The organism is Bradyrhizobium campsiandrae, assembly GCF_014529705.1.
Lineage (GTDB): Bacteria > Pseudomonadota > Alphaproteobacteria > Rhizobiales > Xanthobacteraceae > Bradyrhizobium > Bradyrhizobium campsiandrae.
In genome coordinates, this window is record NZ_JAANIH010000002.1 from 76,579 (window position 1) to 95,908 (window position 19,330).

A 19,330-nucleotide genomic window follows, 5' to 3' on the forward strand; every position below is an offset into this window, starting at 1 on the left:
AGGAAACGCGAAGCGAAATATCGACCCGGCACGCTCTCAACGAGGAGCAGGACCGGTCAAAATAAGGACGGGGCAAGACGATGCGGATTGAGCGGCGCCACACCACCCAGGGACAGTCACCTTATGCGGGAATCGAATTCCGCCTGACCACGTCGGAGATCAGGAATCCCGACGGCTCGGTCGTGTTCAAAATGGACGGCGTCGAGGTCCCGGCCGAATGGTCGCAGGTCGCCTCCGACGTGCTCGCCCAGAAATACTTCCGCAAGGCCGGCGTTGCCGCGCGCCTGAAGAAAGTCGAAGAGGAATCCGTCCCCTCCTTCCTGTGGCGCTCCGTGCCCGACACCGAGGCCCTCGCCGCTCTGCCCGAAAAGGAGCGTTATGTCAGCGAGCTCTCCTCAAAGCAGGTGTTCGACCGCCTCGCCGGCTGCTGGACCTATTGGGGCTGGAAGGGCAAGTACTTCTCGTCCGACGAAGACGCCCAGGCCTTCTATGACGAGCTCCGCTACATGCTCGCCAAGCAGATGGTCGCGCCGAACTCGCCGCAATGGTTCAACACCGGTCTGCATTGGGCCTATGGCATCGACGGCCCCGGCCAGGGCCATTATTACGTCGACCCCTTCACCGGCAAGCTGACCAAGTCCAAGTCGGCCTATGAGCATCCGCAGCCGCACGCCTGCTTCATCCAGGGCGTCGGCGACGACCTCGTCAACGAAGGCGGCATCATGGACCTCTGGGTCCGCGAAGCCCGCCTGTTCAAATACGGCTCCGGCACCGGCTCCAACTTCTCGCGGCTGCGCGGCGAAGGCGAGAAGCTGTCGGGTGGCGGCCGCTCGAGCGGCCTGATGAGCTTCCTCAAGATCGGCGACCGCGCCGCCGGCGCCATCAAGAGCGGCGGCACCACGCGCCGCGCCGCCAAGATGGTCGTCGTCGACGTCGATCATCCCGATATCGAGACCTATATCGACTGGAAGGTGAAGGAGGAGCAGAAGGTCGCAGCTCTCGTCACCGGCTCCAAGATCAACCAGAAGCACCTCAAGGCGGTGCTGAAGGCCTGCGTCAACTGCGAAGGCTCGGGCGACGATTGCTTCGACCCGGAGAAGAACCCGGCGCTGCGCCGCGAGATCAAATTGGCTCGCCGCTCGCTGGTGCCAGATAACTACATCAAGCGGGTCATCCAATTTGCAAAACAGGGCTACAAGGACATCCAGTTCGAGACCTATGACACCGACTGGGATAGCGAAGCCTATCTCACGGTCTCGGGCCAGAACTCCAACAACTCGGTCTCGCTGAAGGACGACTTCCTGCGCGCGGTCGAGACCGACGGCGACTGGAACCTGAACGCCCGCACCTCCAAGAAGGTGACGAAGACGCTGAAGGCGCGCGACCTCTGGGAGAAAATCGGCTACGCCGCCTGGGCGTCGGCCGATCCGGGCCTGCACTTCAACACCACCATGAACGACTGGCACACCTGCAAGGCATCAGGCGATATCCGCGCGTCCAATCCGTGCTCGGAATACATGTTCCTGGACGACACGGCGTGCAACCTCGCCTCCGCCAATCTGCTGACCTTCTACAACACCGAGACCAAGCAGTTCGACGTCAGGGGTTACGAGCATCTCTGCCAGCTCTGGACCATCGTGCTGGAAATCTCGGTCATGATGGCGCAGTTCCCCTCGCGCGCGATCGCCGAGCTCTCCTACGAGTTCCGCACGCTCGGCCTCGGCTACGCCAATATCGGCGGCCTGTTGATGACCATGGGCCTGTCCTATGACAGCAAGGAAGGCCGCGCGCTCTGCGGCGCGCTGACCGCTGTCATGACCGGTATCACCTACAAGACCTCCGCGGAAATGGCGGCCGAGCTCGGCACATTCCCCGGCTACAAGAAGAACGCCGCGCATATGCTGCGTGTCATCCGCAACCACCGCCGCGCCGCCCACGGTGAGCCTGGCGGCTACGAGGCGCTCAGCGTCAACCCGGTGCCGCTCGACCACGCCTCGTGCCCGCAACAAGACATCGTCGCCCATGCCAAGGCGGCCTGGGATGCCGCGCTGGAGCTCGGCGAGAAGCACGGTTATCGCAACGCCCAGACCACCGTCATCGCGCCGACAGGCACGATCGGCCTCGTCATGGATTGCGACACCACCGGCATCGAGCCAGATTTCGCGCTGGTGAAGTTCAAGAAGCTCGCCGGTGGCGGCTACTTCAAGATCATCAACCGTGCGGTGCCCGCAGCGCTCCGCGCGCTCGGCTATCGCGAGAGCGAGATCGCGGAGATCGAGGCCTACGCCGTCGGCCATGGCTCGCTCTCCAACGCGCCCGGCATCAACGCCTCGACCCTGAAGGCCAAGGGCTTCACCGATGAAGCCATCGCCAAGGTCGAGAAGGCGCTGCCGACCGCCTTCGACATCAAGTTCGCCTTCAACAAGTGGACCTTTGGTGAGGATTTCATCCGCGAGCAGCTCGGCATCGGTGCCGAAGCCATTGCAGCCCCCGGCTTCGACCTGCTCCAGGCCGTCGGCTTCACCAAGCGCGAGATCGAGGCCGCCAACGTCCACATCTGCGGCGCGATGACGGTGGAAGGTGCCCCGCATTTGAAGGCCGAGCACTATCCGGTGTTCGACTGCGCCAATCCCTGCGGCAAGATCGGCAAGCGCTACCTGTCGGTCGAGAGCCACATCCGCATGATGGCGGCGGCCCAGCCCTTCATCTCGGGTGCGATCTCCAAGACCATCAACATGCCGAACGACGCCACGGTGGAGGACTGCAAGTCCGCCTACATGCTGTCATGGAAGCTGGCGCTGAAGGCCAACGCGCTCTATCGCGATGGCTCCAAGCTCTCTCAGCCGCTCAACTCGCAGCTCATCAGCGATGATGAGGACGAGGACGATGCGGTCGAGACGCTCTACGAGAAGCCGATGGCGGCGCGTGCCGCCCAGGTCTCGGAGAAGATCGTCGAGAAGCTGGTCGAGCGCATCATCGTGATGCGCGAGCGCGAGAAGATGCCTGACCGGCGCAAGGGCTACACCCAGAAGGCTGTTGTCGGCGGCCACAAGGTGTACTTGCGCACCGGCGAATACGATGACGGCCGTCTCGGCGAGATCTTCATCGACATGCACAAGGAAGGCGCCGCGCTCCGCTCCTTCATCAACAACTTCGCCATCGCCGTGTCGCTCGGCCTGCAATACGGCGTGCCGCTCGACGAATATGTCGACGCCTTCACCTTCACCCGCTTCGAGCCGGCGGGCCCCGTGCAGGGCAACGACAGCATCAAATACGCGACCTCGATCCTCGACTACGTCTTCCGCGAGCTCGCGGTCAGCTACATGTCGCGCTTCGATCTCGCCCATGTCGATCCCAACGAGACGGGTTTTGATGCGCTCGGCAAGGGCATCGAGGAAGGCAAGGAGCCTGACGATGACGGCGCCCACCACGCCACCAAGCTGGTCTCGCGCGGCCTCACCCGCTCGCGGACCGACAACCTCGTCGTGATGCGCGGCGGCAGCGCCGCAGTCGCCCAAGGCAACGACAGCGCGCCCTCAGGCGGCAGCAAGATCACCGCCCTCGCCCACGGCGCATCTAGCCGCGTCGGCGATGCCATCGAAGGCGCCGTCGCCCTGAAGCAGGAAGTCGCCCACGACCTCTCGCCCACGGAGAAGCTCGAAGCCCTGCAATGGAGCAAGGCCGGCAGCGCCGCGGTTGCAGCTCCCAGCAAGGCCGAGCGCCGCGCGGAAGCCAAGGCCAAGGGCTACGAGGGCGAGATGTGTAGCGAGTGCGGCAACTTCACGCTGGTGCGGAATGGGACCTGTATGAAGTGCGATACGTGCGGAAGCACGACGGGGTGTTCGTGAGGGGGTAGGTTCGTCACCAGGATCTGTCGTTTTCATCAAAGAAAGCCCGCGATTGCCACTCTAACGCCCGCGATCGCGGGGCCTGAAAATCCACGGATTCCCCGCAAATCGCGGGGTTTCCAGCCGGCGGGCGGCCCGATTGGCCTCTCGCCGGCGACATCTCAACCGGCCCAATGGCCAGGTGCCCCGAGGCACCACTGATTGATGAATTGTTCGTTTCGGCGAGGCCAATTCGATGTCGAGTGACGATTTCATAGTCGATCCGCTGCGGGACCTCGAAGTCCACGGGCATGCGAAGACCCTGCGCAGCTTTCTGGGGTGGGAGAACTCCGAGCGGGTCGATCCTCTCGACCTCGAATCGGTCAACGAGATCTGGACTGTTCGCGGGAAAAAGCCGTTCAGGTTCGAAGTCGTGTCCGATGCCGAACTGCCGGACGATTCCGGACTGACCACTTACGACGGCACATGCATCGTCGTGAAGATTCCACGGCGGATCCGCCACAAGGCCTTCATGGGTGACGGCTATGCGAGATACACCATTGCCCATGAGCTCGGCCACGCCGTTCTTCATATCGATCAGCTGTTGAAGGGAGCGTCACTTCCACGGCGTCGCGTGGGGAACGTGACCCCGGCCTGGATCCCAAAGTTCAAGTCTGCCGAGCACCAGGCCATGGTCTTCGGCGGGGCGTTCCTTATCAACGACGCCACCGCGCGCGTGCTCTCCTCCGCCGACGAGGTATCCGTACAGGCCGGCGTGAGCTTGATTGCCGCGCGAATCTACTTCGAGCAGGTGCAGGAGGAGCTGGCGAGACCGGCGGTTGCGGCTCGGGTCCAAAAGATCGCCGACGAAGTTCGGGAGATTTTGTCGTCAAATTCCGTCTCCCCACAGACTTCGTACTTGAACGAGATCTGCTCCTGCTGCGGCCAGCAGAAGCTCTTCCCCGTCGGCCACAAGTTCATGTGCCAAGCCTGCGACACGGTCTACGACCGCTTCCAGGACGGCGACGAGGTCCAATAGCGGAGCGCCGCCTGCACCCCCAATTACGGTGACAGTGCACTTAACTCGCCTCGTCGCAATCCGTGGCGGATAGAATGAGGCGACTCAATCCTCTGGCATCAAGGTGACCATGCTCCTAATGGTCGATTTGAATGCACTGCGCCGTCATTCGCGATCGTGACTCGCGCTAAATTACGGTGACAGTGCACTTAACTCGCCTCGTCGCAATCCGTGGCGGATAGAATGAGGCGACTCAATCCTGTGGCATCAAGGTGACCATGCTCCTAATGGTCGATTTGAATGCACTGTCGCCGTCATTCGCGATCGTGACTCGGCCGAAGCAACCGCTGACACCCTCCTCACCCGGCGCCCGTGAACCAACCGCCTCAACACACCACAAGGTCGGTGTGTCCAAATCCCTTGGAATAGTCGAGCAGCGAGATCACTGTCGGCGTCAGGCCGATCAGGCGGACCTCGGACGGCTTCGGCATCGGCAGGCCGGCGGCCTTCTGCTCCGGATATCTCGACATCAACAGACCGATCGCCTTGTCGATTTCGGCCGGATCGGTCAGCGTTCGCGCTCGCGCTGCCATGGAGAGGCCGGTGATCTCCATCACCTGCGCCGGGTCGTCATCGATCGCGAGCGAGACCCGATCGTCCCGGGACAGGTTCTGCGCCTTCTGGCTGTCGATGCCGCACAGGAAATAAATCGTGAAACCGTCGTTCGCGTAGCCGACGGTGGTCACCTGCGGCCAGCCGTCCGCCCGCAAGGTCGCAATCCGCATGGTGCGGTGCTGGTCCAGCAAAGTCTGGATCTTTTGTCTGATCGCACTGTCCATCGCACGCCTCCACATGTCGGCTTTTGCTGAAGGATATCCGGTCGCGCCCACGATGACGTTGATGCGCCTCAAGTCTCGAGGCTTCAGCGTGAAGCGAAGACGTTCCGGCTTCGATGTTCATCACGACCCTGGCCCCGAATTGCCTTTGCGATCGAGCGCTTCCCTCCTAAACTGCCCGTCCCCACCAGCATCGGTTCCGACAGGCCCGGTAGAAGCGGAGTCGAGTTATGCCCAAACCGGAAAGCTTCCCGATCGAGACAATCTTCGTTCCCACCAAGCAGAAGAAGGCCCTCAAGCCCGAGACCGTTGCGGAGGTCGCGGAAAGTATTATGGAGATCGGACAACAGGAGCCCATTTCCATCAGGCAAGACGGCGACCGCCTCGTTCTGGTCGAGGGGCTGCATCGGCTGGAGGCCTGCAAGGCGCTCGGCGAGACGACCATCCTCGGCGTCCTCGTTGCGGCCGAGCTGGCTCAACACAAGCCGCTTCTCGCCGAACGACCCGAGGTCGAGGCGGAGCGCCTCAAGATGGCGCGATTGAAGCAGTTGCGCCTGGAGAAGGAAGCCGCGGAGGCCGCGATGGGGGCCGTGAAGCGCGTCGATGCAGCGGACGCGTCGCGCACCCGCCCGGCGAAAGGTGGCCGCGACAATCCGAAGGCATCTCCTAGCCGGACCGCGAAACCGGCACCGAAATCATTGTCGGCCTGGATCAACCAGCAAAAGGGCAGCGGCGGCCGCTATTGAGTGTGGGCTCCAGAACTTCGGCCACCGCCCCTATGCCCTGAACTTTTTTGATGCTCGTTCGTTCTCTGTGCCAATGGAGGACGGCGAAAATGACCTTTGATTTGCGGGCTGTGGTGATTGCAGCGAGCCTCGTTCTGGCATCCATCGCGGTGGCTGCGGCCGAGGGCGCTCCGGATCAGCCTGCGAAGATGGCCGCAGGCACGACCGACCGTGCCGGCGAGGCCCGTCCGGTCCGCGTCATCCTTCCGGCGCCCTGGGAGCCCGCCTCAGCCTCAGGCATGCAGGCCATGGTGCAGAAGTAAATTGCGCCGCTGGACGCTGAGGATCGGGGCGCTGATCGATCCTGTTCACAAGTGCACATACGCTCCGGCCGCCGGTCGCTATCCCCTTGAGCACAGCGATTTGGCGCATGCGGGAGAGACGGACTGATGCAATCGACCTGGCCGTTGGTCAGACTTTGGACGGCTGAGGATCACGAACGGCTGAAGTCGATGGCGGAGGCCGGGCTGCGCCCCGACGAAATCGCCAGAACCCTGAAGCGAAGCGAGAAGGCGGTCAGGGCTCGCGCCTGGCAGCACGGCATCGCGCTGCGGCTGGTGGCTCCCAAATCAGCGAGCCGGATGCGCCCGCCCACCAAACGGTGAGCGGGCGCCGATTTCACATCGCCGCAATCAGGCTGCGCTACGCTTGGTGTGGCGTCCTTCCTTGACCTCTTCGATGATCTTGGCGCTGAAGGCCTTGAGGTCACCGGGATTGCGCGAGGTGATGATGCCCTGGTCGACGACGACCTCGGAATCCTCCCACTTCGCCCCGGCATTGGCGACGTCGGTCTTGATCGATTTGTACGACGTCATCCGTCGGCCCTTCGCGATGCCGGTCTCGACCAGCAGCCAAGGCGCATGGCAGACCGCGGCAACGACCTTCTTGGCGTCGAAGATGCTCTTGATGAAGCTGAGCGCCTTCGGTTCGACACGCAGGAGATCAGGATTGATCTGGCCACCGGGCAGCACGAGCGCGTCATAGTCGTCGGGAGCGGCCTGATCGAGGGTCTTGTCGACCTTGACGGCGCGGCCCCAGTCCTTCTTGTCCCAGCCCTTGATCTCGCCAGGCTGCAGCGAGACGATCTCGACGGTCGCGCCGGCGGCTTTGAGTGCATCACGTGGCTGTTCGAGTTCCGACTGCTCGAAGCCGTTGGTCGCCAGAATGGCGATTTTCTTGCCGGACAGTTCCATCCGTTTCTCCATTGTGTGGGGTGATGCCCATCAATGGAATGCTTTCGGGTTTCGTTCCTCAGCCGCAGCGGTTAGCTTCTAAAGTTGATCGGCCCGAACTCGGGACGAGCGGTTCAATCATCACCCCATCGCTGCGCCTACGCCGTTCAGGCTGCGGCTTCCTTGTCGGAAGTCGAAGCCTTGCCGCCGTCCGCATCCCGCAAGCCAGCCGCCTTGCTTCCCGCCATGAAGATGTCGGTCACCAGCCCGAGCTTCCCCAGCCCCAGAATGATCAGCCCGTTGATGTCGAGCTCGTACCAGGCGTGCGACAGATAGGCGTCGCGCGGGAAGCGGTGGTGGTTGTTGTGCAGCCCTTCGCCGAAGGTGAGGAACGTGGTCACGAGCTCGTTGGTGGTGCCGTCATTGGTCTCGAAGCGGCGATAGCCCCAGCGGCCGTCGCTGTGGCAGACCGAATTGACCAGCGAGGTCGCCATGGTCATGAGGTAACTGCGGAACAGGCCGGAAAACAGCACGCAGCCGATCATCGTCTTCACGCCGCCGAAGACGTAGCCGATCGCGGCAGGAATGATCAGCGCCGACAGCGCGTACCAGTACCAGCGCGTCCGCGTGAAGAACATCGCGATCGGATCGGCCAGAATATCCCTGGCGTAGTAGTCGGCATCGGTGGTCTCGCGGTCCCACACCCAGCCGCCCTGCGCGTGGCCCATGCCCTTGGCGAAGCTCGCGATGGGGTTGCCGCCGCCGTCATAGTAGGGGCTGTGGACGTCGCCGGGCCGGTCGGAATGCAGATGGTGCCGGCGATGGTTGCTCACCCATTTCAGGATCGAGCCCTGCACCGCCATGGTGGCGATCGCAGCCAGAATCGTCCGCATCACCGGGCCGCAGCGATAGCTGCGGTGGACGAAGTAGCGATGCATGAAGCCGATGCCCAGCGTCGTCAGCATGAACATGCCGGCGAACACCGCGGTCTCGACCCGGCCGATGCCATAGGTGAAAGCCCAGATCAGCGCGCCGATCGTGCCGCCGATCATGAGAGTGAACGAGATGTAGGAATCGCGGAATTTGGCGTCGACCACCTCGCCTTCGAGCAGCACGCCCGGCGGCATTTTCGGCGGCAGCGTCCGGTCGGCCCCCTCTCCCGCAATCACGCCCTCGACGACGGCCATGTCAGCATTCCCAGAAATTGGTCTTCCTGCGGCGCACCGTACAGTTGCAGGCAAATCCGGGCAACCCGTGGAAGCGCGGTGCGGCCATCGCCGCGCCGCAGGCTATCGCCGGGGTTAATGCGATGTGGCCTCGGTTTGAGCGGAATCCGGTAGGGTGGGCAAAGGCGCTACGCGACGTGCCCACGATCTCTTGCAATCAGGGAAAATGGTGGGCACGCTACGCTTTGCCCACCCTACGGCACTGAGACTTGCCGCACCTTCGCGGGAGCTTGCGGCGAATTCTTCGCCACTACCACCAATACGGCCAGCGCCATCCCTCATAACGAACGTATGACGGCACCAGCGGCGGGCCATAGGGGTCGACGCGGTCATCCTCGGGGCGATAGCGGTAGCGGGGAACGACGTTGTAGTCCCACGGCGTCGGCCGCAGCACGGGTGCCGTGACGATCAGCCTCTCCTGGGGTGCGCGAACGACGACGGCCTTGCGTGTCCGGGCTTCCGCGCCCGGCGCTCCCAGGCTGCACAGCGCCAGCGCGGTTCCGAGCGCGCAGGCGAGAATCTTGATCTGCATGTGTGGGTCTCCTTGGCCGGCAAGAGTGCTCAAGGATGCAAGGCAAGGCAAGCCCATTTCGATCACGACTTGGTTGCGGCCCCGCGCGCCGCAAGCATCCGCCTTCAGCCCGCCTATCCCACCCGCTGCGGCGCGCCGATCTCCTGCAGGCCCGGGTCGCTCTGGTGGACGGCGAGGATGTTGATGCCGAGCGCGAACGGCTTGTAGCCATTGTCGGCGAGCCATCGCTCCAGCTGCGGGACATCCGTCTTGATCTTTTCGATCAGCAGCACCGGGCGATATCTGTCGATGGTCTGACGGGCGCCGCTGAGCGCCTCCATCTCCATGCCCTCGATGTCGATCTTGATGAAATCGACCCGCGGCAGATTGAGCTCGTCCAGCGTCATCTTGCGCACCAGGACGGTGTTGTTGGTGTAGTCGATCTGCTGGCCGATGAATTCGTTGGTCGGGCGCTGCTGCAATTCCAGGCTGCCGAAGCTGGACGGCGTGAAATAGTCCGGGTTCGGCACCTGCAGCGTGCCTGTCTCGGACGACACCGCCGCATGCACGGCAAGTGCATTGAAGCAATTGTTGATGGCGATGTTGCCGGCCAGCGCATAGTAGATCCGCTCCTGCGCCTCGACCGCGATCACCGAGCCCCAGCCCGTCATGGCGGACGCCCATTCGATGGTGTGAACGCCGATATTGGCGCCGCAATCGATGGCGATGACGCCGTCGCCATGATACTTGCGCCGCAAGGCCAGAAGTTCGAGCGCGATCTTGACCTCGCCGGGGTCGAAGGCGGCGGCTTCGAGGAGCTGATAGCCCACGCCATAGCCGCGATCAGGGGCGACCATGCGATAATCGAAACGATTGACGATCATCGTCCCGTGGCTGGTCGAGGCCATGACAAAGGCCAGCTTTTGCCCCGCGATCGGCATTGCAGAATCTCCCCTCAGAGTAGATGTCTCTATCCCAAGGCCAGCTTATGCGGGGCTTATCTGATGCCGTGGGGCCAGCTAAGCAGGATAGGGAGACCCCTTGTGAAACCCGTCATTCCGCAACAGGATCACCTCATGACGACGACAGTCCTCCGTATCGCGGCCTTCTCGGACGGCAATGCCGGCGGCAATCCCGCCGGGGTCTGGATCGGCGAGGCCCTGCCCGATGCCGCCACGATGCAGGCGATCGCGGCCGAGGTCGGCTTCTCCGAAACCGCCTTTGCCGCGCCGGAGGGCGAAGCCTGGCGCGTCCGCTATTTTGCGCCGTCGATGGAGGTGCCGTTCTGCGGCCACGCCACCATCGCGCTTGGCGCGGCGCTCGCGCATCGCTACGGCGATCGCAGCTTCGCGCTGCATCTGAACGCCTCGGACATTTCGGTGTCGGGCCAGCGCGACGGCAGCACCATCGCAGCCGCGCTGCTGTCGCCGCCGACCCGCAGCGCCCCGCTCGATGAAGCCTTGCGGGATGCGCTGCTGGACCTGTTCGGCTATGCCGTCTCCGATCTCGATCCAAAGCTGCCGCCGGCGCGAATTCATGGCGGGGCCGATCATGCCCTGCTCGCGCTGACATCGCGCCAGGCGCTGGCGCGCATGGCCTATGATTTCGAGCGTGGCCGCGCCCTGATGCAGCAGGCCGGTCTCGTCACCATTGCGCTGGTGACGGTGGAGACGCCGCAGCTGTTTCACGTGCGCAATGCCTTTGCCGCCGGCGGCGTGCTCGAGGATCCCGCGACGGGCGCGGCCGCCGCCGCGTTGGCCGGTTATCTGCGCGACATCGGCTGGCCGCATGGCGGCGCCATCGACATCGTCCAGGGCGAGGACATGGGCGCACGGTCGCTGATCCGCGCGGAGATCGGCGAGAGCAAAGGCAGCTCGATCCGGGTCTCGGGCACGGCCCGCTTCATGGAGGGCTGACGCAGATGCCGCGTCAATTGCGGCGCAGGCTCAGGATGTAGTCCGACAGCGCATCGGCCTGATCGGGCGTGATCACGAGGTTCGGCATGTCCTGGTGGCTGGTCCGCCAGAACACTTTGAGCGAGAGCGCGGTGGTACCGTTGCGGTCGGCAACGGCCTGGAAGCTCGGCGCCAGGTCGAAGACTCCGGCCATGTGCGGATCGATGGCGTGGCAGGGTTGACACCAGGCCTGCGCGAGGCGATGTCCTTCCGAGAGCTTGCGCTGCGATGGCCTGGATGCGCCGGCGGCGGTGTGGACGACGCTGAAGAGAAACAACACCGACAGCGCGATCAGGACGGCAAGGCCGACGTAAATTCGAACGCTACGCGACATCGCTCCGACCTCGCCTTCGCTTCGGTGACTTGGTAAGCGTAAGGCCGCGCGCGCGCCGGCCGATTGATCTGCGTCAAGTGGCCGGCGCAGTGCGCGTAGGAAGAGATGCAGCGCAATCTTTCAGGGAATGATCACCATGAACGACAATCGCTATTACAGCGTCCGCGTCGAGGGCGCCAAATACGGTGTCAGCTTCGGCTCGGCGCTCGCCATCGCGATCTCCTACGCCAACAACCACTCGATCCTGTGGGCGATCATCCATGGGATCCTAGGCTGGTTCTACGTCATCTTCGCCGCGTTGTTTCACTGACGCCCCGCCACTGTCTTCTGCTTTGCTCCGAGATCGAGACCCATCATGACCGACGCCACCAAATGCCCGAACTGCCAATCGGAGCACGCCTATCAGGATCGCGACCTCTGGGTCTGCCCGGAATGCGCCCATGAATGGAGCGCAGCGGGCGATGCCGCCGCCCCGGCGCCGCAGGAGGCCGGCGTGCGCGATGCCCACGGCAATGTGCTCGCCGACGGCGACAGCGTCATCGTGATGAAGGACCTCAAGGTCAAGGGCTCCTCTTCCGTCGTCAAGGGCGGCACCAAGGTCCGCAACATCCGCCTGCAGGAGGCAACCGACGGCCACAACATCGCCTGCAAGATCGACGGCATCGGCGCCATGAACCTGAAGTCGGAGTTTGTGAAGAAGGCGTGAGGCGCCGGGTGGATGCGGGCGAAACGCTCAGAAGAAGCCGGGGCTGAGATCGAGCCCGTAGGTCAGGCTCAGCACGAACACGAACAGCACGGCGGCGGCGAACAATGCAAGATGCCGCATGATGAATTCACGCGGCGAGGAGGCGGCGACAACGGCTTTCTGCGCAACGGGCACGACGATCTCCATTATGAAAATGATTCTTGGCCGCCAATATGCGACGCCCGCATCAAGCACGTTCATCGGCAAAACAACTGTTAAGAAGATCACAGTCGTTTTGAACCGCGGTACACAAAGTCGCGCGTGACGAGACTTTTTCTGCCGAAGGATTCTCAGCCCGCGCATCAACGCGCGACATGAGATGGGACGCACGCGACAGAGATCGATCGCGCGAAAAAAAATGGCCGGGACAAGCCCGGCCATGATGTCGTGGATGCCCCTGCACCGAGCCCTCGGCTCGGCGCGATCGCAGCTTAGCGGGCGGAGCCCGTGGTCACGGTCGCGGTCTTCAGCTTGCGCGGCGTCAGCACGCTGGCCTGGAGCGCCGTCACGCTGGTGGCGGGCGCTGTCACCTGCTGCTCGACATGCGCTGCGCCAAGCACGCGAACCTGGACGGGCGAGGCCGGAATGCAGTTGGCTTCATAGGTCGGCAGCTCGGCGGCGAAGGTGGCCGTCGAGCCCGCGAGAGCCAGGACAACGGCTGCGAGCGACAAAGTCTTCTTGTTCATGGTGATGCTCCAAAGAGAAGGTCGGAGCCAATGTAAGCCTGATTTGCTGCATTGCGACATGCTATACCGCAACGCAACATCGCGCCCGGTGCATGGAGATATGTTTAATGCGCCCAAGGCCTTGGGCGAATCCCCTCTCCCGTTACCGACATTTGCGGAAGCACGCCGTTGCATTCGGGACGGTGAGGTTGCAACGCCCCTATTTGAGCGCCGTCGCCAGCGCTTGCAGCTTCGCAACGAGATTGGTTCCGAGCGCATAAATCACTTCAATGATCGCGAGCGCGATACCCGCTGCGATCAGACCGTATTCGATGGCCGTGGCACCGGATTCATCGGCCGCAAATGCGATCAACAGGCATTTCAACTTCACAAGCATGTCCTTCCCAGATCTACCGGACGTTGCCGGCACGCGAGCAATGCACCGTCACAATCCAAGATTGAGTAAATGCAGGTCATTCAATTTGACACGCATCCGGGGCCGATCATGCCGTTTTTTCCTGCCCCATCTTCCGGAACCGCATCGGAACCGGCGTTGCATGGAGGCAACACTGGCTTGAAAAGCCCATTTTGGGGGATATGCGCCATTGCGTCGCCACATCGTCCCCCGAACAATTGACGCGCCGCGTGCTTGGCTGTGCAATCTGGTTCGTTCGCGAACCTCGGAGGCAGGGATCATGAATGATCGGCGGTCTCTTCTTGTAGCTGTCTCATGCCCCTCGGCCGTGATGGTCGGCTGGCTGGCGCTCTCCCTCTCTGCCTATGCCCCGGCCTTGATCGAGAACAGCGGCGCCAACGCCGCCGCAATCTCCCGTGCAAAAGACCTCACCCACCTCGAGCTTGCCGACATCCCGCGGGCGGCAACGATTGAGGATGGCATCGCACTGACGGCCGACATCGCGGCCGCCGCCGCTGCGGCGCCGGACGTCGCGCTGGTCGAAGCACCACCGCCCGAGACACCAGTCCCCGCGCTCAAGCTCGCCTCGGCCGATCCATCCGACATGGTGCCGCCTGCCGCTCCAGCGCCTCAGATGGCGCCCGAACCCGCCCTCGTCGCGAGCGAAGCCGCTCAACCCGTCCCCGTCGCCAGTGAAGCCGCGGCCGAGCCCGCCCCGGAACCCACCGTCAAGCTCGCATCCGCCGATCCCGGCGACGTCGTGCCGCAGGACGCGCTGTCGCCCGCCGCGATCGCGAGCGGGCCCGTCGGCGAAAGCAAGGCATCGCCTCCCGCCGACACCGTGGCCGTGCTTGACGAATGCTTCGTCATGGACGCCTGCATCGACCGCTATCTCTGGGCGCTCTATCAGCGCACGCCCAAGGAAGACTCGATCAAGGTCGAAGACCGCCGTGCCGTCACCATCAAGCGCAAGGGCAAGATGGTCACGGTGATGCGCAGCTTCACAAAGCTCGTCGACGAGGATTTTGCCTGGAAGGATCCGAAAGCAGCCGAGCACGCCAATATGCCGCTGATGGACTACGTCATCGGCGGCATGGACAAGAGCTTCAAGCAGAAGCTGTTTCGCATGCTGCTCGCGGCGGAAGCCGCCGGTCTCTCGCCCGGAATCACCAGCGCGTTCCGTGACGACTACCGCCAGGAGATTGCGAGCGGGCTGAAGGCAGCCTCCAACCGCTCCTATCATGGCGGCAGTCTTCGCGGCGGCTACGGTCACGGCATGGCCGCCGACATCGTCAGCACCCAGGGCAACAACCGCGCGCAGCGTTGGGCCTCGACTGAAGTGCTGTGGAAGTGGGTCGACGCCAACGGCAAGGCCCTCGGCATCGGCCGGCCCTATCTCGGCCACGACCCGCCGCATGTCGGTCCGATCGACGGGCAGGAATATATCTCGAAGCGCGGCGGCGCGACGGATCGCAAGGAAGCCGCCAACGCCAAGCCGAAGAAAGCACGCGCTGTCGCCAGCGCCAAGCCGCCGAAGGCCCAGGCCGCACGCGAGCAAAAGAGCCAGGCAAAGCCGCAGAAGTCCGCGCAATCCGCGGCGAAGCGAGCGACCTAAAGCGCGATGAGATTAGGATAAATCGCCATCGCGCTTTAGTTTTTGTTTGAGCATGATCTTTCGGAAAACCGCTTCGCACTTTTCCGGATCATGCTTTAGCCGCTGTCTGACGCGCCTGACGCCGGCAGCGGCACGAGGCGCATCTCGGCCGACCCTGCCTGCTGGGTGCGAACGAGCACCGCAAAGACGGTCCCGACCGCAAGTCGCACCGCTGCCTCGATCGCCCGCCCCTTGGCAAGGTGTGCCGCGATGAGACCGGTGAGGAGATCGCCGGTGCCGTAGGGGCGGATCGGCAGAAGCGGCGTCGCAAAGCGCGACAATTGCCCATCCGCGTACAAAATCGTTTCCACCTGCCCTGCCGGCGTATCGGTGAGCGTGCAGCCGGTTGCGACAACGTCGATCCGGTGCTGGCCTGCAAGCGCAGCCGCCGCGGCGCGCAGGCCATCCGTGTCGGCAATCTTGACGCCGGAGAGCAGCGCGAGCTCGAACTGGTTCGGCGTAATCAGGTGCGCCGCGCGTAACAACCGATGCCGCACGACGTCCAGAATGCCGTCCGCGACATAGACGCGGCCGTCGTCGCCGATGACGGGATCGCAGAGATAGACGAGCTTCGAATTGCGCGACAGCGCACGCTCGACGAAATCGGCGACGACGACGGCATTGTCGGGCGAACCGAGATAGCCGGTGACGAGCACGGCCGCCTCGTCGACGAGACCCCGCTCCTCGACGCCCTTCAATAGGTCGGCGAGCAGCTCGGCATCGATCACCCGCCCACGCAAGGTCGGGTAGCGCGGATGATTGGACAGCAGCGTCGTCGGCACCGCGGCCACGCTGACGCCCTCGGCCTGCATGGCGTGGACCGCCGCGCTGTTGCCGACATGGCCGTGGACCACCTGGCTTTGAATGGAGATGACGAGCATGCAGTGGTCCGTAAAAGCAATCGCGTTGCGGCGCAAGCGCAGCCCGATCACGAAATGTCGTAGTCGAGCCCCGGCCGCAGGGCCCGCATCGCCCGCGCCAGCCTCCGGTGCCCGCTCTCGTCCGAATGCGTCAATTGATCGACGATTGCGACATGGTCGGCGTCGCTCTTGTGCTGATTGAGCTTGGCCTGCCCCTCGACCTGATCAACTACGAGATCGACGACGCGGATCGCGGCCAGCATGCTCTCGCGTTTGCCCGGCTCCATCTGCGCGAGATCCCAGGGCTGCTTGGGCAACCGCGACTCCGCCACGGCGAGCAGCGCATCGCCGTGGGCGCGGTTCTCGTCGTGCCCGCGCAAATGCGCGACGCCCGACAGGTGCACCGCCTCATAGAGCCAGGTCGAGACATTGTCGGGCGACGCATACCAGTCATTGGAGATGTAGGCATCGTCGCCGGCAACGATCAGCAGGAAGCGCCTGACGCCGTCGGCAAGTTCGACCAGCGGGTTTCTGGCGGTGAAATGGATCTGCACGATCCGGCGCCCGTCGCGTTCGGCCAGCACGAACGGGACGTGCGAAGCGCGCGGACCTGTTGCATCGGCCGCCACGATCACGCCGAAGCCGCGCCGACCGGCAAATTCCAGCGCGCGCTGCTCCTCGATGCGGAACTGAGGTCGAAGGATATGCATGGCGCAGCACTCGAGCCGGAGGTAGGACCGTGGCAGCCTAACCCATGATCCCACGGACACCGAAACGATATCGAACCGCAAACTTAGATGCCAGCAATGACATCAGCGTCGTGCCAGCTCATCGAGATAGGCGCAAAACATATCGGCCAGCCCGCCGGCATGACGCAAGATCTCCGCCTCGCTCCGCGGCGTCTCCGAAAAGCGCTTGCCGACTTCGGAGAGCGTCGTCTTGATCAACTCCCCGGCGAGCACGCGCGTCGCCTCCGGAGCTTCCGGCAGCGCCTCGCGCATGAAGACCGCCACGATGCCCTTGCCGGCTGCTCGCGCCTCCCGCGCCTCGGGCGCGTCGCGATAGAGCGGCGCGGCATCGCTGAGCGCTCCGCGGATCGCCGCCTCCTCGCATTCGGAGCGAATGAAGGCATGGACCAGCGCACGCAGCCGCGCCGGTGGCGGCTTCGAGCGGTCCGCCAAAATGCCGCGGAGAAGCTCGCTCGTGCTCCGCCACTCGTCGCTTTGCAGGCGAAACAGGATCGCCGCCTTGTTCGGAAAATATTGGTAGAGCGATCCGACGCTCACCCCGGCTCGCTCCGCCACCCGCGCGGTGGTGAAGCGCTGCGCGCCTTCCTTCGCCAGGACCTGAACAGCGGCATCTAGAATGGCCGCCACGAGCTCGTTGGAGCGCGCCTGTTGTGGCTGCTTTCGTGAGGAAACTGAACGACTTCGACGATCGGCCATGATGCGTCCGGGCAATGCGAATAGGAAATGCGACGAATTAGTCGTATTCCAATTCGCACGCAAGCACACGCTTTGCAACGAATTCCGGAGACCTGAAATGACCACCCCGACCATCACGTCGCTCGCACCGCTGCTGGATCACCTGTTCGACCAGGACGAAGCAGCCCGAAACGTGGTGCGAGCCGCCTTCGCCGATGTGTCTGAAGCCGACCGCGCACGGATGATGCAGAGCAAGGCCGATTACCGCGACCTTTACGGACGGCTGAAGGATGCGCCGCTCGCAGTCTCGCGCGAGACCGGCCACCTGCTCTATATGCTGGCGCGCAGCTCACGCGCCAAGTTGATCGTCGAGTTCGGCACCTCGTTCGGCATCTCGACTTTGCACCTGGCCGCAGCCTTGCGCGACAATGGCGGCGGCCGTCTCATCACCAGCGAGTTCGAGCCGTCCAAGGCGGCGCGTGCGCGGGACAATCTCAGCGATGGCGGGCTGATCGATCTCGTCGAAATCCGCGAAGGCGATGCGCTGAAGACGTTGAGCGTCGATCTGCCCGATCAGATCGACCTGGTGCTGCTCGACGGCGCCAAGGCGCTCTATCCCGACATCCTCGGTCTGGTCGAAGACCATTTGAGGCCGGGCGCGATCATTGTGGCCGACAATGCCGATGACAGCCCCGACTATCTGGCACGCGTCCGCAGCCCCGGTAGCGGCTACATGTCCACCCCCTTCGCAGAGGACGTCGAACTCTCGGTGCGCATCTTCTAGGAGCGCATCGAACCAATCGCGGCATCCTGGAGCCGCCGTACGTTTCGTCGTACGGCAGCTTCGGGGAGGTCGCTGAGTCATGGGTTCCCACTCTGTCGCAGGCCCGTCACTCACACGTGATATTTGTTTCCCGACAAAAGCCGTGCTGCGCCTGCTAAACATACCTACCGCGCGGTATCTTTCTACGACCCCATCTGAGCAGCCTATGACGCCCGCCTTCGCCTCGTATTCAGCGCTTGCCCTCGCCATCGTGTTCGAGGTGACGGCGTCCGCCTTTCTGCAGCAGTCTGCGCAGTTCACGCGGCCGTGGCCGACGCTGGCGATGGTGCTGTTCTACGTCGCCTCGTTCTATGCGCTGTCGGTCGCAATCCGGGCGATCCCCTTGAGCATTGCCTATGCGATCTGGGGCGGGGTCGGCATCATCCTGACGGCCACCGTATCTTTCGTGCTGTTCCGCCAGATGCTGGACGCTGCGGCCTTCGTCGGCATCGGACTGATCGTGTCAGGCGTTCTGGTCATCAACCTGTTCTCGCAGACCTCGGCGCATTGATGCCGGCGAGCGCCTACACGCGCGCCAAGCAGCCCGAGCAGGTGCGACGCGCCCTGCTCGACTGCGCAGCGGACATCGCCATGGATCATGGCGTCTCCGGCGTCACGGTGCAGGCCGTGGCGGCGGCGGCCGGCGTCACCAAGGGCGGGTTGTTTCATCATTTCGGCAGCAAGCAGGCGCTCATCGAAGGCCTGTTCGCCGACCTGCTCGCCCGTGTCGATGCCGAGATTGACGCGGCCATCGCGGCGGATCCAAAGCCGCGCGGAAGTTTCACCCGCGCTTACGTGAATGCGGTCTTCATCGGCAAAGCCTTCGGCTTCGCCACGCCGTGGGCGGCTCTGAGCATGGTGGTCGTCACCGATCCATCGCTGCGCAAGCTCTGGAACGATTGGATCAAGGCACGCCTGAAACGTCACCGCGCCACGGATGCGGCGCCCGAGTTCCAGACCGTGCGTCTGGCCGCCGATGGCGCCTGGCTATCCTTCGTCACGACGGGACAGACGCGCATGAACGCTGATTTGCGCGCCGTGCACGACCGCCTGATCGAACAGACCTATCGGCGCCGGTAG

24 protein-coding genes are annotated in these 19,330 nt (G+C 63.6%); 12 read left to right on the forward strand and 12 right to left on the reverse strand.

The genetic code is table 11. The features are described from left to right. The first annotated feature begins 80 nt into the window (after nt 1-80). On the forward strand, nt 81-3,848 hold the full coding sequence (locus G8O24_RS01695; RefSeq protein WP_188095875.1) for a vitamin B12-dependent ribonucleotide reductase: 3,768 nt from the start codon (nt 81-83) through the stop codon (nt 3,846-3,848). Between the two features lie 235 nt (nt 3,849-4,083). Beyond that, nucleotides 4,084-4,866: an ImmA/IrrE family metallo-endopeptidase gene (locus G8O24_RS01700; RefSeq protein ID WP_188095877.1), complete on the forward strand. Its 783-nt coding sequence runs from the start codon at nt 4,084-4,086 to the stop codon at nt 4,864-4,866. Nucleotides 4,867-5,231: 365 nt separating this feature from the next. Here G8O24_RS01700 and G8O24_RS01705 read toward each other — a convergent pair whose 3' ends face one another. Next, on the reverse strand, nt 5,232-5,684 hold the full coding sequence (locus G8O24_RS01705; RefSeq protein ID WP_188095879.1) for a pyridoxamine 5'-phosphate oxidase family protein: 453 nt from the start codon (nt 5,682-5,684) through the stop codon (nt 5,232-5,234). Between the two features lie 227 nt (nt 5,685-5,911). Here G8O24_RS01705 and G8O24_RS01710 point away from each other — a divergent pair, with 227 nt between their 5' ends. The 3 genes from G8O24_RS01710 (at nt 5,912) to G8O24_RS01720 (ending at nt 7,071) form a co-directional block, all read left to right on the forward strand. Beyond that, entirely contained in the window at nt 5,912-6,427 is a 516-nt protein-coding gene (locus G8O24_RS01710; protein ID WP_188095881.1) for a ParB N-terminal domain-containing protein, read from the forward strand. Between the two features lie 89 nt (nt 6,428-6,516). Then, complete coding sequence (locus G8O24_RS01715; RefSeq protein WP_188095882.1) at nt 6,517-6,729, forward strand: hypothetical protein; 213 nt, start codon at nt 6,517-6,519, stop codon at nt 6,727-6,729. A gap of 126 nt (nt 6,730-6,855) precedes the next feature. After that, entirely contained in the window at nt 6,856-7,071 is a 216-nt protein-coding gene (locus tag G8O24_RS01720) for a hypothetical protein (RefSeq protein ID WP_188095884.1), read from the forward strand. A gap of 27 nt (nt 7,072-7,098) precedes the next feature. Here G8O24_RS01720 and G8O24_RS01725 read toward each other — a convergent pair whose 3' ends face one another. The 4 genes from G8O24_RS01725 to G8O24_RS01740 all read right to left on the reverse strand — a co-directional run bounded on the left by G8O24_RS01725 (nt 7,099) and on the right by G8O24_RS01740 (nt 10,316). Beyond that, nucleotides 7,099-7,659 carry a type 1 glutamine amidotransferase domain-containing protein gene (locus G8O24_RS01725; RefSeq protein ID WP_188095886.1) on the reverse strand — a complete coding sequence of 187 codons (561 nt, stop codon included), beginning with the start codon at nt 7,657-7,659 and terminating at the stop codon, nt 7,099-7,101. A gap of 146 nt (nt 7,660-7,805) precedes the next feature. Then, nucleotides 7,806-8,825 (reverse strand): acyl-CoA desaturase, encoded by a 1,020-nt coding sequence (locus G8O24_RS01730; RefSeq protein WP_188095888.1) that lies wholly within the window; start codon nt 8,823-8,825, stop codon nt 7,806-7,808. Nucleotides 8,826-9,114: 289 nt separating this feature from the next. Further along, on the reverse strand, nt 9,115-9,396 hold the full coding sequence (locus G8O24_RS01735; protein WP_188095890.1) for a hypothetical protein: 282 nt from the start codon (nt 9,394-9,396) through the stop codon (nt 9,115-9,117). 113 nt (nt 9,397-9,509) lie between these two features. Continuing rightward, entirely contained in the window at nt 9,510-10,316 is an 807-nt protein-coding gene (locus G8O24_RS01740; RefSeq protein ID WP_188095892.1) for an FkbM family methyltransferase, read from the reverse strand. A 135-nt stretch (nt 10,317-10,451) separates the two neighbouring features. Here G8O24_RS01740 and G8O24_RS01745 point away from each other — a divergent pair, with 135 nt between their 5' ends. After that, nucleotides 10,452-11,291, forward strand: coding sequence for a PhzF family phenazine biosynthesis protein (locus tag G8O24_RS01745; RefSeq protein WP_188095894.1), 840 nt, complete (start codon nt 10,452-10,454; stop codon nt 11,289-11,291). Between the two features lie 13 nt (nt 11,292-11,304). Here the strand turns inward: G8O24_RS01745 and G8O24_RS01750 are convergent, their stop codons facing one another. Beyond that, a complete protein-coding gene (locus tag G8O24_RS01750) occupies nt 11,305-11,664 on the reverse strand; it encodes a c-type cytochrome (protein ID WP_188095896.1) in 360 nt (119 codons plus the stop codon). Nucleotides 11,665-11,800: 136 nt separating this feature from the next. On the opposite strand from G8O24_RS01750, the gene G8O24_RS01755 reads away from it, so the two are divergent. Together G8O24_RS01755 and G8O24_RS01760 are read left to right on the forward strand one after the other, a co-directional pair. Then, complete coding sequence (locus G8O24_RS01755; RefSeq protein WP_188095898.1) at nt 11,801-11,974, forward strand: hypothetical protein; 174 nt, start codon at nt 11,801-11,803, stop codon at nt 11,972-11,974. A 45-nt stretch (nt 11,975-12,019) separates the two neighbouring features. Further along, nucleotides 12,020-12,370 carry a zinc ribbon domain-containing protein YjdM gene (locus tag G8O24_RS01760; RefSeq protein WP_188095899.1) on the forward strand — a complete coding sequence of 117 codons (351 nt, stop codon included), beginning with the start codon at nt 12,020-12,022 and terminating at the stop codon, nt 12,368-12,370. 27 nt (nt 12,371-12,397) lie between these two features. On the opposite strand, the gene G8O24_RS01765 is transcribed toward G8O24_RS01760, so the two are convergent. The 3 genes from G8O24_RS01765 to G8O24_RS01775 form a co-directional block, all read right to left on the reverse strand. Continuing rightward, nucleotides 12,398-12,790 carry a hypothetical protein gene (locus G8O24_RS01765; RefSeq protein ID WP_188096183.1) on the reverse strand — a complete coding sequence of 131 codons (393 nt, stop codon included), beginning with the start codon at nt 12,788-12,790 and terminating at the stop codon, nt 12,398-12,400. Between the two features lie 50 nt (nt 12,791-12,840). Beyond that, nucleotides 12,841-13,095: a hypothetical protein gene (locus tag G8O24_RS01770; protein WP_188095901.1), complete on the reverse strand. Its 255-nt coding sequence runs from the start codon at nt 13,093-13,095 to the stop codon at nt 12,841-12,843. Between the two features lie 199 nt (nt 13,096-13,294). After that, a complete protein-coding gene (locus G8O24_RS01775; protein ID WP_188096170.1) occupies nt 13,295-13,465 on the reverse strand; it encodes a Flp family type IVb pilin in 171 nt (56 codons plus the stop codon). A 304-nt stretch (nt 13,466-13,769) separates the two neighbouring features. Between G8O24_RS01775 and G8O24_RS01780 the strand changes: the two genes are divergently transcribed. After that, nucleotides 13,770-15,104 (forward strand): M15 family metallopeptidase domain-containing protein, encoded by a 1,335-nt coding sequence (locus G8O24_RS01780; RefSeq protein WP_188095903.1) that lies wholly within the window; start codon nt 13,770-13,772, stop codon nt 15,102-15,104. Between the two features lie 95 nt (nt 15,105-15,199). Here G8O24_RS01780 and pdxY read toward each other — a convergent pair whose 3' ends face one another. From pdxY to G8O24_RS01795, 3 genes are all read right to left on the reverse strand, one after another. After that, nucleotides 15,200-16,024, reverse strand: coding sequence for a pyridoxal kinase (gene pdxY, locus G8O24_RS01785; RefSeq protein ID WP_188095905.1), 825 nt, complete (start codon nt 16,022-16,024; stop codon nt 15,200-15,202). 47 nt (nt 16,025-16,071) lie between these two features. After that, complete coding sequence (locus G8O24_RS01790; RefSeq protein ID WP_188095907.1) at nt 16,072-16,713, reverse strand: FMN-binding negative transcriptional regulator; 642 nt, start codon at nt 16,711-16,713, stop codon at nt 16,072-16,074. Nucleotides 16,714-16,815: 102 nt separating this feature from the next. Continuing rightward, nucleotides 16,816-17,448 carry a TetR/AcrR family transcriptional regulator gene (locus G8O24_RS01795; RefSeq protein WP_188095909.1) on the reverse strand — a complete coding sequence of 211 codons (633 nt, stop codon included), beginning with the start codon at nt 17,446-17,448 and terminating at the stop codon, nt 16,816-16,818. Between the two features lie 97 nt (nt 17,449-17,545). On the opposite strand from G8O24_RS01795, the gene G8O24_RS01800 reads away from it, so the two are divergent. The 3 genes from G8O24_RS01800 to G8O24_RS01810 all read left to right on the forward strand — a co-directional run bounded on the left by G8O24_RS01800 (nt 17,546) and on the right by G8O24_RS01810 (nt 19,330). Next, a complete protein-coding gene (locus tag G8O24_RS01800) occupies nt 17,546-18,211 on the forward strand; it encodes an O-methyltransferase (RefSeq protein ID WP_188095911.1) in 666 nt (221 codons plus the stop codon). 205 nt (nt 18,212-18,416) lie between these two features. Continuing rightward, nucleotides 18,417-18,761: a DMT family transporter gene (locus G8O24_RS01805; protein ID WP_188095913.1), complete on the forward strand. Its 345-nt coding sequence runs from the start codon at nt 18,417-18,419 to the stop codon at nt 18,759-18,761. Then, on the forward strand, nt 18,761-19,330 hold the full coding sequence (locus tag G8O24_RS01810) for a TetR family transcriptional regulator (protein WP_188095914.1): 570 nt from the start codon (nt 18,761-18,763) through the stop codon (nt 19,328-19,330). Before G8O24_RS01805 ends, G8O24_RS01810 begins: the two co-directional genes overlap by 1 nt.